Source organism: Pseudarthrobacter kochi, from assembly GCF_055412805.1.
Map to the genome: position 1 here is coordinate 1 of NZ_JBVAYV010000005.1, position 17845 is coordinate 17845.

The 17845-nt window shown below is 66.0% G+C and carries 20 protein-coding genes and 3 tRNA genes; 8 read left to right on the plus strand and 15 right to left on the minus strand.

Annotation, left to right across the window (positions count from 1 at the left end; translation table 11 throughout):
• The first annotated feature begins 186 nt into the window (after positions 1-186).
• From ACZY0Y_RS04090 to ACZY0Y_RS04100, 3 genes are all read left to right on the plus strand, one after another.
• A complete protein-coding gene (locus tag ACZY0Y_RS04090) occupies positions 187-567 on the plus strand; it encodes a DUF7793 family protein (RefSeq protein WP_463956884.1) in 381 nt (126 codons plus the stop codon).
• A 69-nt stretch (positions 568-636) separates the two neighbouring features.
• A complete protein-coding gene (locus ACZY0Y_RS04095; protein WP_463956885.1) occupies positions 637-2175 on the plus strand; it encodes a putative bifunctional diguanylate cyclase/phosphodiesterase in 1539 nt (512 codons plus the stop codon).
• A 9-nt stretch (positions 2176-2184) separates the two neighbouring features.
• A complete protein-coding gene (locus ACZY0Y_RS04100; protein WP_463956886.1) occupies positions 2185-2982 on the plus strand; it encodes a class I SAM-dependent methyltransferase in 798 nt (265 codons plus the stop codon).
• 78 nt (positions 2983-3060) lie between these two features.
• Here the strand turns inward: ACZY0Y_RS04100 and ACZY0Y_RS04105 are convergent, their stop codons facing one another.
• From ACZY0Y_RS04105 to ACZY0Y_RS04175, 15 genes are all read right to left on the minus strand, one after another.
• A complete protein-coding gene (locus ACZY0Y_RS04105; RefSeq protein ID WP_463956887.1) occupies positions 3061-4164 on the minus strand; it encodes a LacI family DNA-binding transcriptional regulator in 1104 nt (367 codons plus the stop codon).
• A 26-nt stretch (positions 4165-4190) separates the two neighbouring features.
• The gene (locus ACZY0Y_RS04110) at positions 4191-5171 is read right to left on the minus strand and encodes a carbohydrate ABC transporter permease (protein ID WP_463956888.1); all 981 of its coding nucleotides are present in this window, start codon (positions 5169-5171) and stop codon (positions 4191-4193) included.
• Entirely contained in the window at positions 5168-6133 is a 966-nt protein-coding gene (locus ACZY0Y_RS04115; protein ID WP_463956889.1) for a carbohydrate ABC transporter permease, read from the minus strand. Before ACZY0Y_RS04115 ends, ACZY0Y_RS04110 begins: the two co-directional genes overlap by 4 nt.
• 97 nt (positions 6134-6230) lie before the next feature.
• Positions 6231-7580 (minus strand): ABC transporter substrate-binding protein, encoded by a 1350-nt coding sequence (locus tag ACZY0Y_RS04120; RefSeq protein ID WP_463956890.1) that lies wholly within the window; start codon positions 7578-7580, stop codon positions 6231-6233.
• A 243-nt stretch (positions 7581-7823) separates the two neighbouring features.
• Positions 7824-8435, minus strand: a complete 612-nt coding sequence (locus ACZY0Y_RS04125) for an Asp23/Gls24 family envelope stress response protein (protein ID WP_463956891.1) — start codon at positions 8433-8435, stop codon at positions 7824-7826.
• On the minus strand, positions 8432-8995 hold the full coding sequence (locus tag ACZY0Y_RS04130) for a DUF6286 domain-containing protein (protein ID WP_463956982.1): 564 nt from the start codon (positions 8993-8995) through the stop codon (positions 8432-8434). Before ACZY0Y_RS04130 ends, ACZY0Y_RS04125 begins: the two co-directional genes overlap by 4 nt.
• 107 nt (positions 8996-9102) lie before the next feature.
• Entirely contained in the window at positions 9103-9483 is a 381-nt protein-coding gene (locus ACZY0Y_RS04135; RefSeq protein ID WP_463882147.1) for a hypothetical protein, read from the minus strand.
• A complete protein-coding gene (locus ACZY0Y_RS04140) occupies positions 9480-9671 on the minus strand; it encodes a hypothetical protein (protein ID WP_024367397.1) in 192 nt (63 codons plus the stop codon). The genes ACZY0Y_RS04135 and ACZY0Y_RS04140 overlap by 4 nt, the downstream gene beginning before the upstream one ends.
• Positions 9668-10132, minus strand: a complete 465-nt coding sequence (locus ACZY0Y_RS04145) for an Asp23/Gls24 family envelope stress response protein (RefSeq protein WP_463956892.1) — start codon at positions 10130-10132, stop codon at positions 9668-9670. Before ACZY0Y_RS04145 ends, ACZY0Y_RS04140 begins: the two co-directional genes overlap by 4 nt.
• Positions 10133-10259: 127 nt before the next feature.
• Positions 10260-10715: a hypothetical protein gene (locus tag ACZY0Y_RS04150; protein ID WP_463956893.1), complete on the minus strand. Its 456-nt coding sequence runs from the start codon at positions 10713-10715 to the stop codon at positions 10260-10262.
• A gap of 246 nt (positions 10716-10961) precedes the next feature.
• Positions 10962-11037, minus strand: a tRNA-Phe gene (locus tag ACZY0Y_RS04155).
• A gap of 48 nt (positions 11038-11085) precedes the next feature.
• Positions 11086-11159, minus strand: a tRNA-Asp gene (locus ACZY0Y_RS04160).
• Between the two features lie 91 nt (positions 11160-11250).
• Positions 11251-11323 (minus strand) — tRNA-Glu (locus tag ACZY0Y_RS04165).
• 158 nt (positions 11324-11481) lie between these two features.
• A complete protein-coding gene (locus tag ACZY0Y_RS04170; protein ID WP_463956894.1) occupies positions 11482-12120 on the minus strand; it encodes an FMN-binding negative transcriptional regulator in 639 nt (212 codons plus the stop codon).
• Between the two features lie 43 nt (positions 12121-12163).
• Positions 12164-12766 (minus strand): LysE/ArgO family amino acid transporter, encoded by a 603-nt coding sequence (locus ACZY0Y_RS04175; protein WP_463882137.1) that lies wholly within the window; start codon positions 12764-12766, stop codon positions 12164-12166.
• 69 nt (positions 12767-12835) lie between these two features.
• Here ACZY0Y_RS04175 and ACZY0Y_RS04180 point away from each other — a divergent pair, with 69 nt between their 5' ends.
• The 5 genes from ACZY0Y_RS04180 (at position 12836) to ACZY0Y_RS04200 (ending at position 17835) form a co-directional block, all read left to right on the plus strand.
• Positions 12836-13717: an ArgP/LysG family DNA-binding transcriptional regulator gene (locus tag ACZY0Y_RS04180; protein WP_463956895.1), complete on the plus strand. Its 882-nt coding sequence runs from the start codon at positions 12836-12838 to the stop codon at positions 13715-13717.
• Between the two features lie 97 nt (positions 13718-13814).
• Entirely contained in the window at positions 13815-14795 is a 981-nt protein-coding gene (locus ACZY0Y_RS04185; protein ID WP_463956896.1) for a DMT family transporter, read from the plus strand.
• Between the two features lie 21 nt (positions 14796-14816).
• The gene (locus tag ACZY0Y_RS04190; RefSeq protein WP_463882130.1) at positions 14817-15263 is read left to right on the plus strand and encodes a metallopeptidase family protein; all 447 of its coding nucleotides are present in this window, start codon (positions 14817-14819) and stop codon (positions 15261-15263) included.
• Positions 15264-15273: 10 nt separating this feature from the next.
• Positions 15274-16200 (plus strand): cation diffusion facilitator family transporter, encoded by a 927-nt coding sequence (locus ACZY0Y_RS04195; RefSeq protein WP_463956897.1) that lies wholly within the window; start codon positions 15274-15276, stop codon positions 16198-16200.
• A gap of 225 nt (positions 16201-16425) precedes the next feature.
• On the plus strand, positions 16426-17835 hold the full coding sequence (locus tag ACZY0Y_RS04200; protein ID WP_463956898.1) for a C40 family peptidase: 1410 nt from the start codon (positions 16426-16428) through the stop codon (positions 17833-17835).
• Positions 17836-17845: the final 10 nt, after the last annotated feature.

Consider the following 17845-nt stretch of genomic DNA (forward strand, 5'->3'; position numbering starts at 1 on the left):
CTCAACGCAAGACCACGCAAAACACTGGACTGGGACACCCCGGCCGAGCGTCTTCGTGATCTACTGGAAGCCAGCTGACCTCGGGTGTTGCATCGACCCCTAGAATCCGCCAAAGACGGGCATTCTCGGTTTAAACCGCCGTCGGCGCCCCGACCATCATCGGTGGATCAAGGCTAAGGAGGGTACGTGGTCACAGCACCGGAAACTGTGGACGGTGGAAAGGGCAGTGTCGAATTGCGCGACGACGGCCTCATCCATCTGCAGTGGCTGTCCGGCATCGCCATTGAAGTCGAAGACGCACGAGCGGCCATGGCGAAGGTAAACGAGGTCTGCCAGAGTCAAGAGCGCCCGATGCTCGTTGATATGGCTGAGGTTGCGTCGGTCAGCCGGGAAGCCAGAAGTATCTGGTCCATTCCCTGCAGTGCCTCCCGCATCGCCCTTCTGGGGCGTTCCCCCGTGGACCGGGTAGTGGCGAACTTCTTCCTCGGCGTGCACGTACCTCCCTGTCCCACGCGGTTCTTCACATCCCGCACCGAGGCAATGGACTGGCTCAATGGCAACCGGTGACGGCTGGCATCTGCTAACTGAGATTCGCCCGGAAACACACACACTGCGTCATCCCGCGCTTTCGCCTGCATGAATCCGGATGAAGACATTCAGGATGCACGCCTGCAACAGCTGGTTGACGGCATCGTCCGGCTGGCCGCCGGCGAGCTGAGTGCGCGCATAGAGCCTTCCGAACAGAGGGATGAAATTGATGCCGTCATCACCGGCGTCAACCTTCTGGCAGAAGAACTAGGCCACATCCACGCGGACCTGGAGGCCCGGGTAACCGCCCGGACAGCCATGTTACGACGAACGCAGGTCGAGCTGGAGCAGATGGCCAAAACCGATGCCCTGACTGGCCTGGCAAACAGGATCCTGCTCAACGAACGGATTAATGACGCTATCCTGGCCAGTGCCCACGGCGGGAATGCCCCGGCCGTGCTCATCCTGGATCTGGATTCCTTCAAGGCCATCAATGACACGCTCGGCCACAGCGCCGGTGACGCCGTGCTGGTCGAAGTCTCCAGCCGCCTCCGGGCGGCTGTGCGGGCCTCGGATACCGTGGCGCGCCTGGGCGGGGACGAATTCGCCGTCCTCATCACCGGCGCGACAGAAGCGGAAATCCTGCACATAGCGCACCGCGCCTGGGAAGCCCTGCAGGAAAGCGTGGACATCGGAACCGAAACCGTCTGGGCCACGGCCAGCATCGGAGTCTGCCTCCGCGACCCCGGCTACACAGCAGAGGAGTTGATGCGCGACGCCGACATCGCCATGTATCAGGCGAAGGCCCAGGGCAGGAACAAGGTCCAGCTCTTCCACCCCGATATGCTCAACGCAGTCCAGGAACGCTCGCGAATAACGGCTGAACTGCGCACCGCAGCTGCCAGCGGCCACCTGGCGCTGCTCTACCAGCCCGTGATCGAATTGGCTTCCGGCAGAGTCGCTGGCGTAGAAGCCCTGGTCCGATGGCACCACCCCGTACACGGGACCATCATGCCCGATAAGTTCATAAGCATCGCGGAAGAAACCGGCCTCATACTGGAACTGGGTCGGTGGGTCCTTCATGAAGGCATCACCCAGCTAAGCCGCTGGAAGACAGCCGCACCCGAGCTCACAAACTTCCGCCTGCACCTGAACCTCTCGGCCGCTGAGCTTCTCCGAAGCGATTTACTGGAAGACGTCCAGGCAACATTGGCCACGCATGAGGTGGAACCCTGCCGCCTGGTGCTGGAGATCACCGAAACCGTGCTGATGTCCCGGAGAACGGGAGAAGAACAGGTTCTGAGCGGACTCCGGGCTCTGGGCATCGGTCTGCAAATCGACGACTTCGGCACCGGCTACTCGTCGATCAGCTATCTTCGGTCGCTGCCCGCGGACGCTGTGAAGGTCGACCACGCCCTCATCAAGGACCTCGATTCCGACCCTCAGCAGCAAAAGTTCGTTTCTGCCATTCTGCAGCTGATTTCCGCAGCCGAACTCGAGGCGATCGTCGAGGGCGTCGAAACCGCCGGACAGGCCGCAAAGCTGGAGGAAATGGGATGCCTATACGGGCAGGGCTACTACTACGGACGCCCCGTACCGGCCAGTGATATCCTCGACCGGGTCCGCAGCACTGAACCGCATAGGTAAAGTGGTTCTATGTCGACGCTTTGGGACCGGATGCTGCTAGTCCCGACAGTGGTGCGCCTCGCGTCCCGGGCCCCAAAGGATCCGAACACCGCGTGGGACAGATACTGGAACGGCATCCACACCACGGGCGGCGCCGGCGACGTGCTCTGGGATTCCGGCTCCGCGGCGGAGCGTGGGCAATACAAGGACTTAATCGTTGCCCACTTCGATCCGGCCCTTCCCGTCATCGATGTGGGGTGCGGGAACGGAACCCACACCCGCTGGCTTGCCGAGCTCTTTCCCAGGGTGATGGGAATCGACGTGTCCGCCGGCGCCGTCGCGCGGGCTGCCGGGGAATCGGAGGACATCCACAACGCCGAGTTCATGGTCCTGGATGCCGCGGACAGAGCTGCCGGCGAACTTTTGTTCGGTCGTCTGGGGCCGGCAAATGTCTTCGTCCGCGGGGTTTTTCACGTCCTGAAACCCGACAAACAAGCTGCCATGGCGGCAAACATCCGGACGGTCGTCGGAAGCAAGGGCCGCGCATTCATCGCCGAAACCAACTTCCCCGGGAACAGCCTCGAGTACCTGGCAGAACTCGGCGCAACTCGCGGAAGCATGCCCCGCCAGTTGCAGCGTGCCCTGGAGAACCTGCCCCGGCCAGGTCGATTCGGGGCCCAGGAGAGGCATGCAGTATTCCCTGACGCGGATTGGCAGTTGATCGACGACGGCCCGGTCAGCATCGAAGTTGTCCCTATGAAGTCCAAGGCTGTCCCGCAGCGCGTGCCGGGATATTTCGCTCTTATGGCTGGCATTCAAGAAAGATGAAATAGGGCCGGAAAATAGTTCGCCCGCCCCCCGCCTCAGACACTGATTAGGAGCGCTGCCGGCGGCCGGGCTCATGGTTCAAGGTGCCGGCAGCTGCGGGGCCGCTGCGCTGTCCCAGGCTGCCGCGTCCGCGCTGCGGGGCGGGGCCGTCGTGCCGCGGACTATCAGCTGGTGCGGGGCCACCGTGGAACGCACTGATCCGGTGATCCCGTCGAGCTCGTCCAGCAGCATTTTGGTACCCAGTTCGGCCTGCTCGTCCGGGCGCTGCCTGACGGTGGTGAGACCCATGGCCTCGGAGAAGTCGTGGTCATCGATCCCGATCACCGAGAGGTCCTCAGGGATCCGCACCCCGGCCCGGGCGGCCTCGAAGATGATTCCCATGGCCATCTCATCCGAGGCGCAGAAGATAGCCGTGGGCTTCGGTCCGGGCCCGTCCCAGAGCCGGTGGAAGGCGTCCTGGCCGCTGCGGACCGTGAAGTCCCCCCATTCGTCCCATTCGTCCCGGACGTTCAGGCCGGCTTGGGCCATAACGTCCTGAAAGGCCTTGATCCGGACCCGGGGGACATCGAAGTTGAGGTCGGTTTCATCATCGCCGTGCAGCAGGGCGATCTCCGTGTGTCCCAGGCCGATCAGGTGCCGGACGGCCGTTGCGGCGGCGGCGTAGTCGTCGATCCCGATGTAGGGGCATTCCTCGACGTGGCCGCCGACGACGACCAACGGGATGTCGATTTTCTGGAGGTGTGCAATTTCCTCGTGGGTCAGCGCCATGCACAGGACCAGCAGCGCGTCGATCTGTTTGTAGACCATAGTCTTGCTGAAGAGCCGCTCACGGTTGCTGCCGTGGCCGCCCAGGTTAAAGAGCGAGAGGTTGTACTGGCGGGCGTGCAGTTCACGGTCGGCGCCCTCGATGGCTTTGGAGAAGAACCAGCGGCTCACGAAGGGCGCCAGGACGCCGATGGTCCTGGTGCGCCCGGTGGCCAGCCCGGACGCTGACGAGGAAGCCACGTAGCCCAGTTCTTCGGCGATGCCCAGGATCTTCTCCCGGGTTGCCGGCGAAACCCTGGGCAGTCCTCGGACGGCGCGGGACACGGTGGCGGTGGACACTCCGGCGGCCGTGGCAACATCTTCGATGCTGACGCCGGAGTGGCCTCCGCGCTGTGCCCTGTCTGTTGTCTTTGCCACCGTGTCCCCTTATCGGCTCGCCGCGGCTATCCCTTCAGCCCACCCGCAAGCAGGCCACGGACAAAGTAGCGCTGCAGCCCGAAGAAGACTGCCAGCGGGACAATGATCGACACGAATGCCGCAGCGGGGTTGAGGTAATCCCTGCTTCCGCGGGTGCCAGAGATCTCCGCCAGCCGCTGGGTAATGGGAGCCACATCCGCGGTGCCGCCGGAGAATACGAGGGCCACCAGCAGGTCGTTCCAAACCCAGAGGAACTGGAAGATGGCCAACGACGCCAGCGCCGGCACCGACAGCGGCAGGATGATCCGCCAAAAAATGGTGGTGTGCCCGGCGCCGTCGACCCTGGCCGCCTCGATCATTTCGCCCGGGATCTCCGAGATGAAGTTGTGCAGCAGGAAGATCCCCAACGGCAGTCCGAACATCGTGTGGGCAATCCACAGCTGGGCGTAGGAGCCGGAGGGCATCTGGAGGACTTGGGTGAAGAGCTGGAGCAACGGTATCAGGGACATCTGCAGCGGGATGATCTGCAGGGCGAAGACGAAAATGAACAGTCCGTCCCGGCCCCGGAACTTGCCCCAGGCGAAGATGTAGGCCGCCATGGACGCCAGGACCAGAATGAACAGGGTGACGGGTATGACAATGGCAAGGGAGTTCACGAAGTACTGGGACAAATTCGGCGACTGGGAACCGGCCGAGGCGGTCACGTCTATATAGTGCTGGAATGTGAATTGCCAGTCCTCAAAGAAGTTCCACCACCCGTCCGAGCGCGGTCCGACCTGTTTCGCAGCCGGGCGGAACGAGGAAACAAACAACCCGAAGGTCGGCACCGTCCAGACGACGGCGATCAGCAAAGCCGCCGCCGTGGCCCAGCGCGACGTCAGTTTCTGCTTGACCCTGCGCATGATCGGAGCGGCATCCTCCGGTGATCCGGTGACGTTGGGCTGCTCGGCGCGGGGGCGGATCCGGGTCTCCTGCGAGGCCTCGTCCGGAACTGGGGTGGCGGTCATCGGATCTCCCTTTGCTGACGAAGGACGCGGGCGTTGTACACCACGATGGGCAGGACCAGCAGGAACAGCACCAGGGCGAGGGCCGCACCGCGGCCTGGTTCACCGGCCCGGAATGCCTGGGTGTACATCTCATTGGCGACGACGGAGGTATCGTAATTGCCGGCTGTCATGGTCCGGACAATGTCAAAGACCTTCAGCGTCGCGATCGTAATGGTGGTCAGCACTACGACCAGCGCCCCGCGGATCCCGGGAATGGTGACATTGCGGAATTGCTGCCACGGATTCGCACCGTCCAAACGGGCGGCCTCAACCAGCTCCGTGGGCACTCCCTTGATCGCGGCCGACAAAACAACCATGGCGAACCCGGTCTGAATCCAAACCATCACGATAATCAGGAAGATGGTGTTTTCCGGCGCATCCAGCAGGAATTGCTTGGGCTGCATCCCCATGGCAACACGGAAGAAATTCAGGACGCCGGTCTGCTCAATACCCGGACCGCGATAATCGTAGACAAGTTTCCAGATGATGCCCGCTCCTACGAAGGAGATGGCCATCGGCATGAACACCAGGGCCTTCAATACCTTTTCGCCCCGGGCCTTGTCGATGAACACGGCGTAAGCGAGGCCGAATCCCGTTGACAACAGGGGCACCAGGACCGTCCAGACGATCGTGTTCCTGAGCGTCACCAAGGCTTCCGGCTGGGTGAACATCCAGACGAAGTTGTCGACGCCGTTCGGCTGGCCCTTGGCATCAGTAAAAGCGAAGAACGAGGTCTGAATAGCCGGATACACGAGACCCACCAGCATAAGGATTGCTGCCGGCGCCAGAAAACCGATGACCGTCAGTTTGTCTCTCGACGATTTTGGCGCCTTGTCCACCACCAGCATGATGAGGCCAATGATGGCGGCAAAGACCGCCAGTGCAATCACTACTTGAAGAAGTTTCCCTCCGATAAATTCCATAGCCCATCCTTCGAGGTGTCCGTGGATCAGTGAGTTCGAGAGAAAACGCTGCCTTCCTGCCCAGGACGTACTGTGCAGGAAGGCAGCGCACTAAGTATCAGCTCTTCGGCCAGCTGGCTTCGATGGTGTCGGCGACCTGCTGGGAGGGGGTGCCGTTGATCCAGGTGACAATTCCCTTCCAGAAGGAGTTCGAGCCGACGGCTCCGGGCATCAGGTCAGAGCCGTCAAAGCGGAATACCGTCTTCGGGTCCTGGAGGAGCTTGACGGACTGCTTGTCCAGTTCGGACTGCGCGTTGTTCGGGTCAAGTCCCTTGTTGGCACTGATGACGCCGCCCAGCTTCACGCGGTTGTTGGCGAAGTCAGCACTGGCCATGTAGGCCAAGTACGCCTGGACCTCGGGGGTGTCCTTGTATGCGCCCACCATTTCGCCGCCACCCGTGATGGACTCGCCCCGGCTGGCGTCGATCGGCGGGGTCATGAACGCCCAGACGTCACCCTCCGGCGCGACAACGGTCCCCTGCGGCCAGTTGGCGGCCTGGAAGTTGGCCTGGTGGTGCATGGCGCACTGCCCATCAAGCACCGGCTGACCGGCCTGCGCAAAACCGGTTGTCAGGATGGACCGTACGTCGCCGAAGCCGCCGTTGACGAAGCCCTGGTTGAGCAGGATCTCACCGGTCTTGTCAAAGGCTTTGACGATCTTGGCATCGTTGAAGGGAATCTGATGGCTGACCCACTGATCGTAGACTTCAGGGCCCTCTGCCCGGAGGACAACATCCTCAATCCAGTCCGTGCCGGGCCAGCCGGTGGCTTCGCCGGATTCGAATCCCGCACACCAGGGCTTCATCGCCTTGTCGTCCGCGATCTTCTTGCTGAGAGTCAGCATCTCGTCCCAGGTCTTGGGGACTTCCCAGCCCTTGGCCTTGAATGTCTTGGGTGCGTACCAGACATATCCCTTGACGTTGGCCAGCATCGGTGCCGTGTAGAACTTGCCGTCGACGGTTCCGTATTTCTTCCAGTCGGCCGACCAGTTCTTGTCGACAAGGTCCGAAACGGCTTTAGGGGCTTCCTTCAGGTTGCCCGCCCTTGCCTGGTCAGCCATGAGTCCGGGCTGCGGGAAAATGGCGACGTCCGGCGCGTTTCCAGCCTTGGCCCGCACACCAATCTGGGTCTCGAATTCCTTGCTGCCCTCATATTTCACAGTGATGCCGGTGCACTTCTCAAAGGGCGCCCAGGCCGCTTCAAGATTGGTCGCTTCAATATCGACAATGGTCGAGTACACAGAAACAGTCTTTCCGTCGTGCTTGCCGTAGCTGGAATACGCGGCGCAGTCCGTGTCGGCTGCTGACCCGGAGCTGGCGGTGCCGCCGGTGGATCCACTGCAGGCCGTCAGGGATAGGGCCAAAACCCCGATCGAGGCGACGGGCAGCAAATAGTTGCGGTTCTTCATGCGGAAAACTCCTCATTGACTAGGTAGCGATCGGCGTTGGAGCGGCGGTGCGTGCGTGTGGTGCCCATCACAATAATCACCATCCGGTGAGGAATGCAAGCGTTTACACACAACCTTTGCGGAAAGGAGACCCTCGCCGGGCACACAGCTATGCACGCCAATGCGCGCCGCTGCTGGGAAGTCGGCCCGCCGCCCGCCCTGCGCGCGACCCGCGAACATGTTGCGGCAACCTCACCGCGGGGATCAGCGGACCCGCTCAGCCCGCCCGAACCTTGACCGGGCACCCGAGACGATATGGATGAGCACCACGGTACGCTTGCCGATCGCGAGGTCAAGCGCCTCCACGAGGGCGGACACCTCGGCTGCAAGCCGGTGGGGGGCGACGCCCTGGCGTGGCTGGATCCTGATTCTCAGGGCCGGTTCGCCGCGGAATTCGTAGGTTGAAACGGTTGCGCCAGCCAGGTCCGGACGGTCCGCCAACGCAGCCCGGAGCGCCTGCTCGGCAACGCCGCTGCCGATCCTGACGCTTCCGGGCACCTCGCCCGGATCCTCTTCGGACACGAGCAGGTTTGCCCTGCCCTTGCCCTGCTGGGCGACCCAGGCAACCATGGCACCACTCACCAGGAGCAGTGCCAGGACCACCGCAATCCACAGCCAGCTCTCCGCACGCCCCGGGAAGCGGGTGCGTTCGAAGAGGTCCCGCCAGATGCTCCAGACACCGGCGGCCCATCCCTGCCAGCACACAGCCACCGCCGGCACGCTCGCCAGCAGGATGAGCAGCACCCCGAGTCCGGACAGGGCAATTCCCAGGATGCCGATGAGGACCCGGTTGAGGATTCTGGGGGTGCCGTTCATGCGCCGATCACCCCGGCCGGGGCCACACCGATCCGGACTTCAGGCGTAGGGGCCAGCCTCATGTCCCGGAGTTCATCCTGGACGGCCGCGAGCACGGCATCCGGGCTCAGCGGGACGCCGGACGTCGGACGGACGTTGACCTGGACCTGCTGCCGGGACACAGTCACCATCACCTGCTCCTGGCTCACATTGGCGGCCACCCGTGCCCGGCGTGCCAGCGCGGAGGCAATCACTTCGTCGTCCACGACGACGGCGGTCCGGCGGTCCTGCAGAAGGTGGCGGGCACGCCGGCCAGGCAGGACTGCGTTCAGGAAGAAGAACAGGCCCGCCATCAGCAGTACCGCACCGACCACCCCAAGCAGGAGGGGCGGAACCCCGTTCGGGAGCGCCACCACCTGCTCCGCCGCAGTATCGGGATCCACGAGCCACGGCGGCTGCCCGACGGCCCGGACCGCTGTTTCCAGGAGGGCGTAGACGCACAGCGCAATGACCAGGACAGCGGCGAGGATCGAGGCCACGGCCCTCGAGGAGTGGGTCTCGCGCTTGAGGATCCGCTCCATGCCCTCGACGGCTGCCCCGGCAGGTCCGGTGCTGCCGGCCGTGGGCGCGTCGGGCGGGGCAGGCGGGACGTAGCGCCCGCCGCCCGGTTCGTGCTCGGTGTCGTGGCTCAATGGACGCGCCCTCCTTCCCTCACGCTGGCGCCGCTGATCCGGATGTCCACCCGGCTCAGCCGGGCACCGCTAAGCTCGGTCACCCGGCGCAGGATGTCGGCCTTGGCGGCCACGGCCCGGTCCCAGATGGAACCGCCGAAGCCCGCGATCCGGCCGGGATCCCGGAGGAGGGCAGTCAGCGGGGGGACGGTGATGGGGGCGACAAGGGACAGGGCCAACAGCCCGTCGTCGTCGGTCCACTCAGCGCGGACCTCCTGCGGCGTAACCCCAAGGGCTTCGGCAGCGGCGGCCTGCGCCACGCTGGTGAGCGCCTGGGTGCTGATCCTGGTGTGTCCAGCCCGCGCGGCGGCGTGGACGGCACCAGCTGCGCCACTCATGAGGAGGAACGCCGGCCCGTGAGGGCGTCAAGCACGCTGCGCAGGTCCAGTTTCCCTTCCGCGGCTCGGCCCAGCAGTGCTCCGATTCCCATGAACAGCAGGGCGCCGAGGAAACCCCAGACGCCGAACTGGAAGGACATGAACGCGACGAAGGCGCCCATCGCGATCCCCACAACGGTCAGATTCACTGGATTGCCTCCCTTGAGGGCCGGGTCTCGGCCGGGGTACCGGGCTTCGCCGGGCCGGGCACGTAGACATCGTTGATCTCGATGTTGACTTCGATGACCTGGAGCCCGACGAGCTCCTGCACTGCCGCATACACCGCGGCGCGGATCTGGTCCGCCAGGGCGTGAAGGGGTGTGCCGTAGAGCGCCACCAGGTCAATGTCGACGGCCACCTGGGTTTCGCCGACCTCGGCACGGACACCGGCGGCGTGGTCCGCGCTGCCGACGGCGTCGCGGAAAGCGCCCAGCGCACGGGACGGCCCCGATCCGAGGGAGTAGACACCGGGGACGGCCCGGGCGGCGATGCCCGCGACCTTCGCGACGGCGGTCTCGGAAATGACGGTGCGGCCGCCGCCAAGAATGGGCACGTTGGCCGCCGGCCCGGGCACCGGGGCCGCTGCGGACTGGGAATTCTGGTATTCCATGAGGCACTCCCCCTTCTCTTTGTGACCACCCTAGTACCTGCCCCCGACATGGTGGCCGCTTGGCGCAGGGAACGCCAAAGAGTCAGGGGCAGCCAGGGCCGCGCACGGTCAGGGTCGGGGGGTCTGGCTACGTGCAGTTGGCGGCGAGCCAGCCCTGCACCGGAGCCATGGCGTCCTGGAGTTTGCCGCTGGAGAAAACCGTCTGGTCCTTGATGCCGGCGATGGCCACCTGGCTGAGGGTCGTGAAGTCGGCCTTGATGCTGTCGGGGACTCGTTCCGCGGTGCGGCTCAGCTCGGCTTTGGTCTTCTCCAGTTCGGCAGCCGTGCCCTGTGAAGCCGCCAGGGGCAGCAGGGTGGAGCCGGTGGCCTGCTCCGAAATCTTGGTGCAGGCCTCCGCCGCCGTGGCAAAGTCCCCCCAGGGGCCGGAGGACTTGCTGGGGCTCGCCGTCGCGGTCGACGGTGCGGGGCTGGCGGCCGCGGACGACGGCGCACTGCCGGCTTCCGGCGCCGAGCAGGCGGTAAGTGCCAGGCCCGCGAGGAGGGTGATAACGGTCAGCGGGCGTAGAGCATTCTTGAAGATCACGTGTAGGAATCACTTTTCGGTTGAGATTGCACCGCCGGCCCGATCGAGATGCCGGCGGTCGTGCCGTTCTTTCCCCAGCGTGCGAGTCTAGCCCGGCCGGTGGGCCGGCCCGCAAACCGGCCGCCGCCGTCGACCCCCATCGATTGCTCCGCAGGTGCCCTTTTGGGCCCCCATAACGGCACCTGCGGAGCAATCGATGGGGTTAAAGAAGAAAAGCACCAGTTCCGAAGAACTGATGCTTCCCAGTGGTGGCTCCGACCGGCGTCGATCCGGTGACCTTTCGATTTTCAGTCGAACGCTCTACCAACTGAGCTACAGAGCCTAGGTGACATGTCACCATGACAGCAGGAATTTCTTCCGGCAATCAGAGCGACCCTGACGGGACTTGAACCCGCGACCTCCGCCGTGACAGGGCGGCGCGCTAACCAACTGCGCTACAGGGCCTTGCTATTTTCTTGCTGCAGTATCGCTACCGCAATTTTTCAAGGCCTTTAGCCTACCAGACTTTCCCATCCGGTTTGACCAGTTCCTTGCGTACCCCCAACGGGATTCGAACCCGTGCCGCCGCCGTGAAAGGGCGGTGTCCTAGGCCGCTAGACGATGGGGGCCAGAACGCCATCCGGTTGAAACCACTGAAACAAGGGCAAAAATTAAGGGCCGAAGCCGTTCATTTTTGTCCTTTCGGGTTCCTCCGAACTGGACTATAAAACTATAAGGGCACATCCCCGGATTATCCAAAATCGGCGGCCGCCGGCCTTTGGGGCGGTCAGGTCCGCCGGATCTGGTCCTGTTGCGCCCGCTCGACATCGCCGGCCGATTCCAGGTCGCCCCTGGTCCGCAACCCGGTGATCACGCCGTCAATGTCGGCAGCCGGCCGGTTTTGGCTGAGCTTGCGTTTGGCTTCAACCCTCGTGATGAGAAGTTCGACGCCGACAATCGCCCGGAGCTGGCCGGTGATGAAGCGGGCGGGGGCGTCGTCCACCGTCCAGGGGTCCGCCGAAGATGCCTCGTGCAGCGTGGTCAGCCGGCGGACCAGGTTCTCCACCCATGCCGGGTCGTCATGGATGACAAGCCGGCCGTAGACGTGCGCGGTGGTGTAGTTCCAGGTTGGCACCACTCGGCCGTGTTCGGCCTTGGACGGGTACCACGACGGGGAGATGTAGGCATCGGACCGCTGGATGATGACGAGGGATTCGCCTGATGCCGGCAGCAGCCCCTGGTCGTTGCTGCGGGCAACATGGCCCAGCAGGGCCCCGTGGTCGCCGGCGTCCGGGTCATAGACGAACGGCAGCAGCGTCGCGAGCAGGCCGTGCTCCGTCGATGTCACCAGGTTGGCTGCCCCGGAGTTTGAGAGCAGTTCCGTGATGGCGCCCTGGTCGGCGGCGAAATGCGCGGGGACGTACATGGGAGCTTCCTTTGTGGGGCGTTGTGCAGGACGTCTGACAAGCTCAGGTTACGAGCATGACAGCCAGGGTGACCATGACCAAGGCGATGCCGCCGTCAAGCACGCGCCAGCTGCCCGGCCGGGCGAACACCGGCGCGAGGAACCGGGCACCGGCGCCGAGGGCGGCGAACCACACGATACTGCCCAGGCCGGCGCCGGCAGCAAACCACCACCGCCCGTCCGGGCCGTGGGTGCCGGCCAGGGATCCCAGCAGCAGGACGGTGTCCAGGTAGACGTGGGGGTTGAGCCAGGTCAGCGCGAGGCAGGTCCCCAGCGCGGCCGCCCAGGTTCCCTTCTGCCCGGCCCCAGGCAGGGAGGCCTGCGTTCCGCGGACGGCCCGCATTGCTGCCATCGCCCCGTATGCCAGGAGGAAGGCGGCGCCCGCCCAGCGCACGACTTCGAGAACTGCGGGCGCCCGCTCGATGAGGACGCCCACCCCGGACACACCCAGAACGATCAGCACGAGGTCGGACAATGCGCAGACGGCAACAACCAGCACGACGTGCGAGCGCTGGACGCCCTGGCGGAGCACAAAGGCGTTCTGTGCACCGATGGCGACGATCAGGGACAGCCCGCTTGCCAGGCCCGACAGGAGAGAGAGGATCACCCGTCCCACGCTAGGGGGCGCGGGGACATGAAACCAGTTAATAATTCTTGGCCAACATAAGATGATCTAATGATCGACATCCATCCGGACCAGGCCCGGACCCTGGCTGCCATCGTGGCGCACGGAAGCTTCGAGGCCGCCGCCCGCCACCTCTCGGTCACGGCGTCGGCAGTGAGCCAGCGCGTCCGCGCCCTCGAGGTAGCCGTCGGCCGCCCGGTGCTGAAACGGACGCGCCCCGTCGAACTCACCCCGCACGGCCACGCGGTGGTGCGCTTCGCCCGGCAGCTGGACATGCTCTCCGCCGATCTGGCCGAAGAGCTGCAGCCCGGCGCCCAGCCCTCCCTCGCCCGCCTGACCCTGGTCATCAACAGCGATTCACTGCACACCTGGGCGCTGCCGGGCCTGGCCGCCGTGGCAGGCAAGGTCCAGCTGGAGATTCTGCGCGAGGACCAGGACTACTCGCTGGAGCTTCTCCGCAGCGGCGCCGCGGCCGCCGCCATCACCACCACGGCCAAGGCGGCGCCGGGCTGTTCCTCACGGCGCCTGGGTGTTATGCGCTACCTGCCGGTCTGCACCCCGGACTTCGCCGCCCGGTGGTTCCCCGGCGGGGCCTTGGCAGGAACGCTCGCCGAGGCCCCGGTCATCATCTTCGACCGCAAGGACGACCTGCAGGACCGCTACCTGCGGGGCGTGAGCCGCAAGGCACTCCAGCCGCCGCGGCACTACGTCCCGGCCGCCCACGAGTTCGGCGAAGCCATCCGTTGGGGCATGGGATGGGGGCTGCTCCCCGAAATCGAGGTCTCGGAGGAACTGAAGCGCCGCACACTGGTCTCCCTGGACCCCGCAGCGCACGTTGACGTGCCGCTCCACTGGCAGCAGTGGCGGCACGGATCGGCCGCCCTCGACGAGGTCGCCGCGGCCATCCAGGCCGCAGCCCGGCCCCTCCGGTAAGCCGACGGGGCCGGACCGGCCGCGGATGGCAGGAACTCGACTAGACGTGGCCGATTTCCGCCAGTCCCCGAGGCCCGGCACGGACTAGATTGGCAGCATGGCAACAACCGCCCGCACGGGCTCACCCCAACCGGACAGCACGCATCCGGACGGCACCCACGAAGTGCCGCCGCACACTCCCGCCGCCCAGCCCGCCCAGCCGGGACAGATCAGCAGGCTCGGCATCGCCGCCGTGATCGTCACCGTGGTCCTGTGGGCCTCAGCCTTCGTAGGCATCCGCGCCGTCGGGCCCAGCTTCTCCCCCGGCCCCCTGACCCTCGGCCGGCTGGCGGTTGCCGCCGTCGTTCTGGGAGCGGTGGTGCTGCCCCAGCTCCTGAAGAACAAGAACCTCCCCCGGGGCCGCGAATGGTGGCCCATCCTGGCCTACGGCGTGATGTGGTTCGGCGGCTACAACGTCGCGCTGAACGCCGCGGAGCACCTCCTCGACGCCGGCACTGCCGCCCTGCTGATCAACGTCAACCCCATCCTGGTCGCCATCATGGCCGGCCTGATCCTCAAGGAGGGCTTCCCGCGCTGGCTGATCATCGGCAGCCTCGTCGCGTTCGGCGGGGTCGCCGTGATCGCGCTCGGCTCCGGCCAGCGGTCGACGGCGGACGTCGCCGGCGTGCTGCTCTGCCTGCTGGCGGCGGCCCTCGCCGCGGTCAGCGTCATCGTGCAGAAGCCGGTGTTGCGGAAGTTCCCCGCGGCCCAGGCCACCTGGTTCGGGATCATGGTCGGCGCAATCTGCTGCCTCCCCTTCAGCGGCCAGCTGATCGCCGAACTGCAGGTCGCCCCGCTGCCGGCCACGCTGGGACTCGTCTACCTTGGCGTCTTCCCCACCGCGATTGCCTTCACCACCTGGGCCTACGCACTGTCCCTCGTCGACGCCGGCCGGCTCGCCGCCACCACCTACCTGGTGCCCGGGACCACGATCCTCATCTCCTGGCTGGTACTCGGCGAAATCCCCACCGTCTGGGGTCTGGTGGGCGGCGCCATCTGCCTCGTGGGGGTGGGCCTGACCCGGCGCAGGTCCCGCTGATTCGGCGCTAGAGTTTCAGCTATGCCCGCTACCCTGCCGCCCGGCCTGCCCATCATTCCGGACAGCCCGGACGACGGCGGACACCACCAACCGCACGCGCCGTTCCCGATGTCCGAGACAGACTTCGAGGCCGCCGTGCACGACGCCCTGGACCGGATCCCGCCGGAACTCGCCAAGACCATGAACAATGTGGCCATCTTCATCGAGGACGACTACACGCCCCAGCCCGGCGAGGACCCGGACACCGTGCTGCTGGGCCTCTACGAGGGCGTGCCGCTGACCGAACGGGACTCGTGGTGGGACGCCGGCTCGCTGCCGGACCGCATCACCATCTACCGCGAACCGATCCTGGACATCTGCGAATCCCGCGAGGACGTGATCGAGGAAGTGACGGTCACCGTGGTCCACGAGATCGCGCACCACTTCGGCATCAGTGACGAGCGCCTGCACGAGCTCGGCTGGGGCTAGCCTTGTAGGCATGGGACACGACCACAGCCACTCACACGGCATCTCTGCCACCGGCACTGCCAGGCACCGCAAGCGCCTGGTCACGGTCCTTGCCATCACCCTCGCGGTCGTCCTGATCCAAATCGCCGGGGCGCTCGTTTCCGGGTCCCTCGCCCTCCTGGCGGACGCCGGCCACATGCTTTCCGACGCCGCCGGAGTCTTCATCGCCCTGCTGGCCGCATGGATCGCCGCCCGGCCGGCCAGCGACCAGCGGACCTACGGCTACCAGCGCGCCGAGGTGCTGGCCGCCCTGGCCAACGCCCTGGTGCTGATTGTCGTCTCGGTGGTCATTTTTACGGAAGCCATCCGCCGGCTTGGCTCCGCCCCCGAGGTCCAGACCGACGTCATGCTGTACGCCGCCGTCCTGGGTGCCGTCGCCAACTTTGTGTCCCTGCTGATCCTGCGCGGCGCCCAGAAGGAAAGCCTCAACGTCCGCGGCGCCTACCTCGAGGTCCTGGGCGACCTGCTGGGCTCCTTCGCCGTGATCGCCGCCGCAGTGGTCATCATGGCCACCGGCTACCAGGCGGCGGACACCATCGCCTCGATCGTCATTGCGCTGATGATCCTGCCGCGGGCCTGGCACCTGCTCCGCGATGTGGTGGACGTGCTGCTCGAGGCGACCCCCAAGGGTGTGGAGGTACAGCTGATCCGCGAGCACATCCTGGCCGTGGAGGGCGTGGTGTCGGTGCACGACATCCACATCTGGACCATCACCTCCGGCGTGCCCGTATTTTCAGCCCACGTGGTGGTGGAGGACGCGGCCCTGGGTGCCCGCGGCGCCGACCAGGTCCTGGACAAACTCGTCAGCTGCCTCGGCTCGCACTTCGACACCGAGCACTGCACCTTCCAGCTGGAACCGGCCTCCCACGCGGAACACGAGTCACACCAGCACGCCTGACCCCGGAATCTCCGGCGGGGTGTCCGCCGCGGACTCTGCTGCCGACACGCCCGCCGCAATGTGACCAAATGACATAGTTGTTGTTTATGTTATTGATGTGACCAGTGTTGCCAAAGTGGCAATTGGCACGTAGCCTCGACCGTGCTGGGGGTTCAGCCGCGGGTTTTCCACGCGCCGGAAGCCACGCCCACCCGCTCCAGCCCGACACTGCAGCGAGGTTTGCCCATGACTTGGACCGGTTCCGGCCGAAAGACGGCCGCGCTGTGCGCCGCCGTCGTACTCCTGGGGACTCTGGCCCTTCCCGCGAACGCGGCCCCGCTCCCGCCGGCCTTCCAGGTCCCGGCAGAACGAGTCCCGGCTGCGCCGGACGTTCCTTCTCCGGACGAGATTGCCGCCGCAAAATCCAGTGAAAGCGCGACGGCGGCACAGGTCGCCACGATTGACCGGCTCCTGGCGGATGCCTCCGCGGCCCAGGACGCCAGCCTCGCCGCGTCGCTGCAGGCCAACAACGCCTACGGCGAAGCGCTCGTGGAGCTCCAGCTCCGGCGCGACGCCGCCGCGGTGGCCGCCGCCAGGGCCGGGGCAGCCGGGACGGAGCAGCAGAAAACGCGCAAGCAGATCGGCCAGCTCGCCGGCGATCTTTACCGCAACGGCGGGCTGAATCCCGCCCTGAGCAGCTTTGTCAGCGGCAGCGGCAACGCCCTGCAACAGGCCGCCACCCTCGAGGCCGTCACAGCCGGCCGCACCCGGGCCTTCCAGTCCGCGGAAACCGCCGCAGTGGCCGCCGAGTCGCTGACTGCTGCCGCCGCCGACGCCAACCGGGCCGCGGACGAGGCCGCGCGGACGGCGGAGACGCGCAAGCTCGATGCCGAGCGTGCCAGCGATGCCCAGCGGACGGCTGTGTCCGAGGCCAGGACGCAGCGGACCGTGCTGGTGGACCAGCTCGCGAACCTCAAGAACTCAACCGTTGCTCTGGAATCCGCCCGGGTGGACGCCCTGGACCTGCAGCGCCAGCAGGACCGGCTGGCCGCAGTGACGGCGGCGCCCGCCCAGGGCTCCGGTCAGGGGCCTGCCCCGGAGCCCACCGCCGGCAGCCCCGCTTCGGTAAACCAGAGCCCGCAGGCACCGGCCGCACCGGCTCCTGTGCCGCCAGCGGTACCCGCTGCTCCGGGCCCAGGCCCTGCCGCCCCTGCTCCGGCCCTGCCGGCGCCCGGTCCCGCACCGGTTCCCGCACCCGCTCCACCGCCCTCGCCCTCCCCGGGCGGCTCCAACCGGACGGCAATCTCCGTGGCTCTCGGCAAGGTCGGCTCGCCCTACTTCTACCAGTACGGCGGAACAGGGGCCTATGGCTTCGACTGCTCCGGCCTGGTGCAAAACGCCTTCGCCGCGGCCGGAAAATACCTGCCCCGCACCGCGTCCCAGCAGTTCGCACAGGCCCCCGTGCACGTTCCGCTCGCCCAGGCCCAGCCCGGGGACCTGCTGGTCTGGGGCTCGGCACCGGGTTTCTACCACGTGGCGATCTACCTCGGCGGCGGCCGTGTGGTCCAGGCACTGAACGAGGACGCCGGGATCACCGTGACGGACCTCGCCTCCATGTCCGGCATGCAGCTTCACCCCGTCGCCGCGCGGTACTGAACCTGAGCAG